At 62.3% G+C, this 6581-nt stretch carries 6 protein-coding genes; 3 read left to right on the top strand and 3 right to left on the bottom strand.

Features of this window, described 5'->3' with window-relative positions:
• Position 1: 1 nt before the first annotated feature.
• Both ACIQ39_RS08410 and ACIQ39_RS08415 read right to left on the bottom strand, forming a co-directional pair.
• Positions 2-961, bottom strand: coding sequence for a Bug family tripartite tricarboxylate transporter substrate binding protein (locus ACIQ39_RS08410; RefSeq protein ID WP_396434164.1), 960 nt, complete (start codon positions 959-961; stop codon positions 2-4).
• Complete coding sequence (locus ACIQ39_RS08415; protein WP_396434165.1) at positions 958-1938, bottom strand: 4-hydroxythreonine-4-phosphate dehydrogenase PdxA; 981 nt, start codon at positions 1936-1938, stop codon at positions 958-960. Before ACIQ39_RS08415 ends, ACIQ39_RS08410 begins: the two co-directional genes overlap by 4 nt.
• A 157-nt stretch (positions 1939-2095) precedes the next feature.
• Here ACIQ39_RS08415 and ACIQ39_RS08420 point away from each other — a divergent pair, with 157 nt between their 5' ends.
• A complete protein-coding gene (locus tag ACIQ39_RS08420; RefSeq protein ID WP_396434166.1) occupies positions 2096-2758 on the top strand; it encodes a GntR family transcriptional regulator in 663 nt (220 codons plus the stop codon).
• A gap of 117 nt (positions 2759-2875) precedes the next feature.
• Positions 2876-4147, top strand: a complete 1272-nt coding sequence (locus tag ACIQ39_RS08425; RefSeq protein WP_396434167.1) for an MFS transporter — start codon at positions 2876-2878, stop codon at positions 4145-4147.
• Between the two features lie 600 nt (positions 4148-4747).
• On the opposite strand, the gene ACIQ39_RS08430 is transcribed toward ACIQ39_RS08425, so the two are convergent.
• A complete protein-coding gene (locus ACIQ39_RS08430) occupies positions 4748-6247 on the bottom strand; it encodes a M81 family metallopeptidase (protein WP_396434168.1) in 1500 nt (499 codons plus the stop codon).
• Positions 6248-6398: 151 nt separating this feature from the next.
• Here ACIQ39_RS08430 and ACIQ39_RS08435 point away from each other — a divergent pair.
• Positions 6399-6581: hypothetical protein (locus tag ACIQ39_RS08435; protein ID WP_396434169.1), on the top strand; the 183-nt coding region annotated here is incomplete at its 3' end.

Here is a 6581-nt window from a genome sequence, read left to right on the forward strand (position 1 = left end):
ATCATTCCAGTTTGATGTTGGCCTTCTTGATCAAGTCACCAAAACGCTCGAACTCTTGACGGTTCAGCTGGGCAAATTGCTCGGGTGAAATCGTTCCGGGCTCGCCCCCTAAGCCTTTCAGCTTGGCCTGGATGTCGGGCATTTTCAAAATTTTGGCCAACTCGCTTTGCAGCCGGGCCAGCACGTCGGGTGGTGTGCCGGCGGTCACAAACATGCCGTACCAAGTGCTCATCTCAAAGCCACTCACACCGGCCTCGGCCAAGGTGGGCACTTGGGGCAATTCGCTGCTGCGGGTGGCCGTAGTCAAGGCCAGGGGCTTGAATTTGCCCGCCTTGATCTGCCCCATGGCCGAGGAGGTGGTGTCAAACATGATTTGCACGCTCCCGCCAATGATGTCCAGATGCGCTTGGCTGCTGCCCCGGTAAGGCACATGGATGCTTTTCACACCCGCAGCCAAATTGAATCCTTCGCCCGCAATGTGCTGGGTGCTGCCCACGCCGGAAGACGCGTATTTGAAGTCGTTGGGCTTGGCTTTCATCAAGGCCACCAACTCGGCCACATTGTTGGCCGGCACGTTGGCCCCAACCACCAACACGTTGGGCACCGTGACGATGAGGCCGACCGGGGTCAGGTCTTTCATCGGGTCAAAACTGAGTTTGATCAGGTGGGGCGCGATGGCCTGCCCGGTGTTGGTGGCCACCAGCAAGGTGTGGCCGTCGGCGGGGGCTTTGGCGGTCAGGTCGGCGGCAATGGTGTTGGACGCTCCAGGCTTGTTGTCCACCACAAACGAGCCTTTGAACGCCTCGCCCAATTTCTCGGCCAACATGCGGGCGATGATGTCGGTGCCCCCGCCTGCATTGGCCCCCACCATGATGCGCACAGGTTTGGTGGGGTAGTTTTGCGCCAGGCCCAGCAGGGGCGTGGTGAGCAATGCGGCGATCAGTATTTTTTTCAATGTCATGACAAAGTCTCCTGCAGTGGGGTGGTGGTTTGACGCAAAGATGTGCGCATGCGGGTGGCCATGCGGGCAGCCAATTCGAAAGCATTGGTCATGGCTTGAGGATTGGCCTTGCCCAGACCTGCGATGTCGTAAGCCGTGCCATGGGCCGGGGTGGTGATCGGGCAGGGCAGGCCGCCATGCACCGTGACGCCTTGCTCAAAACCCATGAGCTTCATGGCGATTTGCCCTTGGTCGTGGTACATGGTCACCACACCGTCGTAGCCGCCGCTTGCACGGATGGCGCGCACAAAGGTGGTGTCGGCCGGGAAGGGGCCGTCGGCCGCAAAGCCCATGGCACCAGCCAGCGCGACCCCTGGCGCGATGATGCGGCCTTCTTCGTCGCCATAGTTGCCGTTGTCGCCGTTGTGCGGGTTCAGGCCGCAAACCGCGATGCGCGGCGTGGCCACGCCCGAGGCTTGCAGCGCCTGCGCAATCATGCGAATGGCATCGGCGACCTTTTCAGGGCTGAGCAGCGATGACACTTCGCTCAAGGGGACATGCGAGGTCACCCGCGCGGTCCACAGGTTTTTCAACACATTGAGCTCGCCGCAAACGCCCTCAAAATGCATGTGTTCGGCAAACCAGCGCAGTTCGTCTTCTTGCGTCATGCCGCCTTGACGCAGTGCCGACTTGTTCAAAGGCGCAAAGCAAAAAGCGTCGGCTTGTCCCGCCATGACCAAATCCACCCCGGTGGCCAAGGCTTCGAGCATGTACCGACCGTTGTGGGCGTTGGCCACGCCAGGCGCGAAAGCGGGTGAGTGCTGGCCCGGCCAAGGGTGACAAAGCACCTCGGGCGGGGCCTGGATGGCCCCTTGCTGGCCAATCAAAATCAGCTTGGCCTGTGTTTTCCAAGAAGGGTTTTGCAGCATTTTTTCGACCAGTTCAGGGCCGATGCCAGCGGGATCGCCAGTAAAGAGTGCCAAGGTGGGCAGTGACATGGGTGTTCTCTGTTGGTGAGGGGTATGTAGGACAATGAACGAGCAAGATTTCGTGTGCAATCTTGGTTGAAATTTGCGTGTAATACGTAATTACGGATAATCCTATAAGCCCATCCAGATGCAGTCAAGCTCTGGTTATCCCGCATACTTGCGCCTCATGTCCTCACAAGAACCCTCCAGCCAGATTGAGCGCGTGCCCCTGCACGAAGAAGTCACCAACCGTTTGCGCGACATGATCGTGTCATTGCGCCTGCGCCCGGGCGAGCGTATCCAAGAGTTGGAAGTGGCGCAGTTGCTGGGGGTGTCCCGTACCCCGGTGCGCGAGGCGCTCAAAGTGTTGACGGCCGAGGGCTTGGTCGAACTCATGCCTTTGCGCGGGGCCATTGTGAAAGTGTTTTCAGCCAAAGACGCCCGCGACATGCTCGATGTGATCGCCTTGGTGGAGTCCTATGCGGGCGAGAGGGCTTGCTTGGCCAGCCAAGCCCAAATTGACGCCATTTTGGCGATGCACCAGCAGATGAAGCTGTTTTTTGAAGCCCGTCAGCGGCTCGAGTACTTTGCCTTGAACCAACGCATCCACGAGGCCCTGATTGCCTTGGCCGACAACGACACCCTCAGCATGACCCATGCCACGCTGAGCAAACGCATGCGCAGCTTGCGCTACAGCGGCAACTCCACCCCCGACAACTGGAACGCGGCCATGGCCGAACACGAGCAGATGATGGTGGCTTTGGCAGCGCGCGATGGACCGGCGTTGTCACGCATCATGGCGGAGCACATCCGCAACACGTGGCCGCGCATCAAAGACCTGGTGGGCTAAAGCGCTGCCAAAGCCCGCGTGCGCCGCTTGCTGGCGGGCGCGGTTGGTCGCTTCGCGCCGCGCTGGCTTGTCCCGCACTTGCCAAGGCCCGCCGCGTGCGCCTGCTAACCTGAATGCATGAGTCTTTCTAAGTCCACCTCGGCCACCGCCTCTGCCTCTGGCGCTGCTGCCTCAGACCATCTGATCGACTCGGCCTATGCCGCGCGCCGCTTGGTGGTCACGCTGCTGTTGATGACCTTGGGCGGCTCCAGCATGTATGTGGTGGCTGTGGTCTTGCCAGCGGTGCAGGTCGAGTTTGGCGTCAGCCGGGCCGACGCGTCTTTGCCCTACACCATGATGATGATTGGCTTTGGTGTGGGCGGGCTGTTCATGGGCCGCTGGGCCGACCGGGCGGGGGTGCATGTGCCCTTGATGTTGGGCGGTGTTGGCACGGGCCTAGGCTTCATTGCCGCCAGTTTGTCGGGCAATATTTGGTGGTTTGCTCTGGCGCATGGCGTGTTGATGGGGCTGCTGGGCAGCTCCACCACCTTTGCGCCTTTGCTGGCCGACACCTCGCTGTGGTGGAACAAGCGCCGAGGCATTGCCGTGGCGGTGTGCGCCAGCGGCAACTACCTGGCCGGGGCGATTTGGCCGCCCTTGGCACAACAAGGCATCGAAAGCATGGGCTGGCGCAGCACCTATGTTGCGCTGGGTTTGTTTTGCGGCATCGGCATGGTGCTGCTGAGCTTGCTCATGCGCCAAAGGCCACCGCTCTTGCAAAGCCCGGTGGTGGGCAGCGTGCAGGCCCTGCAGTCGCAGCGCCCCTTTGGGTTGAGCTTGAACAAAGCGCAGTTCGTGTTGTGTGTGGCGGGCGTGGCCTGCTGCGTGGCCATGGCCATGCCGCAGGTGCACATCGTGGCGTACTGCACCGACCTGGGTTTTGGCGCGGCACGCGGGGCCGAAATGCTCTCGCTCATGCTGGCCAGCGGCATTGCCAGCCGTTTGATCTCGGGCGCCATTTGCGACCGCATTGGGGGCTTGCGCACCTTGGTGCTGGGCTCGGTTTTGCAGGGCGTGGCTTTGCTGCTGTTCTTGCCCTTTGATGGCTTGGTGTCGCTGTACATCATCTCGGCCATGTTTGGCCTGTTTCAAGGCGGCATCGTGCCGGCCTACGCCATCATCGTGCGCGAGTACTTCCCGGCCAAAGAGGCCGGTTCACGCGTGGGCGCGGTCATCATGGCCACGCTCTTGGGCATGGCCTTAGGGGGCTGGATGTCGGGCAAAGTGTTTGACCTGACCGGCTCCTACCATGCGGCCTTTGTGAACGGCGTGATGTGGAACGCCCTGAATTTGAGCATCGCCCTGTGGCTGCTGTGGCGTGTCAAGCGGGCGGGGGTGCCAGCGGCTTGAGCAGGGCCTTGGTTGGAGACCCGTTTTGTCGGTGCGTTTTGAGCTTGTCATTGGCCTTGCAGCACCCGAATCGCGGTCAGAGACCGCTCCTACAGGGTTCGTATGGGCAGTGTGTTTGCAACACCGATCGCGGTCGGAGACCGCTCCTACGGGGTTCGGGTGGGCAGTGTGTTTGCAACACCGATCGCGGTTGGAGACCGCTCCTACAGGGTTCGGGTGGGCAGTGTGTTTGTAACACCGATTGCGGTCGGAGACCGCTCCTACAGGGTTCGGGTGAGCAGTGTGTTTGCAACACCGATCGCGGTCGGAGACCGCTCCTACAGGGTTCGTGTGGGCAGTGTGTTTGCAACACCGATCGCGGTCGGAGACCGCTCCTACAGGGTTCGGGTGGGCAGTGTGTTTGCAACACCGATCGCGGTCGGAGACCGCTCCTACAGGGTTCGGGCGGGCAGTGTGTTTGCAACACCGATCGCGGTCGGAGACCGTTCCTACAGGGTTCGTATGGGCAGTGTGTTTGCAACACCGATCGCGGTCGGAGACCGCTCCTACAGGGTTCGGGTGGGCAGTGCGTGGCTCGGTAGGAGCGGTCTCTGACCGCGATCAGTCGGTCGCTGACCAGCTCACGCCGTCGTCCAGCGGGTAAATCGGGCGGCGCAGTTTTTTGAACTGCAGCTCGCTGTAGTCCGAGGTGCAGGCCCCGGCCCCAGCGCATGCCACTGTGGCACCGGCCAAGTGGCCCAGGCCCGCGCGCCAGTGCACCCGGCTTTTGAGCAGCACAAACTGTTTTTGCGTCGGGTCCATGCCCAGGCAGAGCAGGGCGTTCACGTCAAAGGGCACGACATGGCGCGAGATCAGCGCCACCTCCACATCGCCCGTGTCGATCACCACCGCCAGGCCCATGTTCTGCTGGGCACCTTGGCTCATCGGCCCTTTGTTGCGGTACTTGCCGTTCGAGATCAGCTTGACCACACCTGAGAGCTCGATCGGCTCGCTGTGGTGCGGCATGAGCGGCATGGCCATCTTGCCGCCCACTTGCAAGCGCACCTGCGCCCCGATGCCCGCTGCAATCGCGCCCTGCACCGCCTGCGGGTCAAAAATTGCAAACACCGCCACCTTGCGCAAGCCCTGGCGCAGCACCTCGGCCAGCACGGCGGTGGTGTCCATGGTGCCGCCCGAAGCCGCGTTGTCATAGTGGTCGAGCAGCACCACCGGAAACTCGGTCAGCGTTTTGGCGCGGGCCACTGAAGCGGCCAAAGGCTCCAGTTTGTACACCCACTGCGCCCGGCTGCTCCAGGCCATGTGCAGCAACTCGTCGCGCAGGCGCTGCGCCAGCGCCGGGTCGTTGTCGGTCACCACCACCACCGACAGGCCGGCGTTTTCGATGTCGGCATGCGGGAAACCGGTGAACACGCTGGCGCACAAAGCGCCTTTGTCCTCCATTTGCCGGGCGCGCGCCTGGATGGAGCGATTCGGCTCGTCCAGCGAGCTTTGCCGCATGATGTGCGGAATCATCGGCAAGCGCCCCCAGGCCGTGGTGGGCTGCACCTGGCCCTGAATCAAGCGGATCAAGGCCGAGCCCGCCCGCATACCCGTGCCATACATGTCCACATGCGGGTAAGTTTGGTAACCCGCCACGGTTTGCGCCAACTCGACCATGTCGGCATACACATTGGCGTGCATGTCGTAAGCCACGCCAATGGGCGTGTGGGGGTCAATGGCGCGGATGCGGCGCAGCAACTCACCTTCGCCGTCTTCGTGGCTTTGGCTCACCATGGCGCCGTGCAGGTCGAGCAAGATGCCGTCAAAACCACCCCGCGCCACGGCCTGCAAAATCGTCTGGCTCATGGCCTCGTAAGCCGCGTCGTGCACCAGCCCACTGGGCGCGGCGTGTGCGGCCAGCGCCACTTCAAACCTGGCCCCGGCCTGCTCGGCCAAATCAATGAACGCCGCCGTGGCCGTGCCCGTGCCGCGAAACGCCGCGATGGCCGCCTCGCCACGCGGCGGCGCTTCACCCGCACCGAGCGCAAAGCGCTGCAAGTCGGTGGGCACCGGCGAGAAGGTGTTGGTCTCGTGCATCATCATCGCGATCAGCAAACGCATAGGGCCTCCAGTTCAACAGACGCCCATGATCGCCCCGTGCGCTGGCAGGGCACAGTCACCGAGGTGCCAGCGTGGTCAAGGATGTGCGTTTGTCCGGATTGACAGCCAGTCTCGCGGGATCAAGACTGAACGCCCTTTAAGGAGATGACGCATGTTCCCTTGCATCGACACACTCAGCGCGGAAACGGCCCACGAGCGCGGCCAAATTTATGGCCGCCAGGCCCAAGACCGCATCCAGCACAGCGTCATCACCTATGCCCGGTTGTTTGCCGCCTGCGGCATCGACTGGGCCAACGCCTGCGAGCGCGCCTTGCGCTTTGAGCCGGTGATCGAG

The sequence above is a fragment of the Limnohabitans sp. genome (genome assembly GCF_044361645.1).
Lineage (GTDB): Bacteria > Pseudomonadota > Gammaproteobacteria > Burkholderiales > Burkholderiaceae_C > Limnohabitans_A.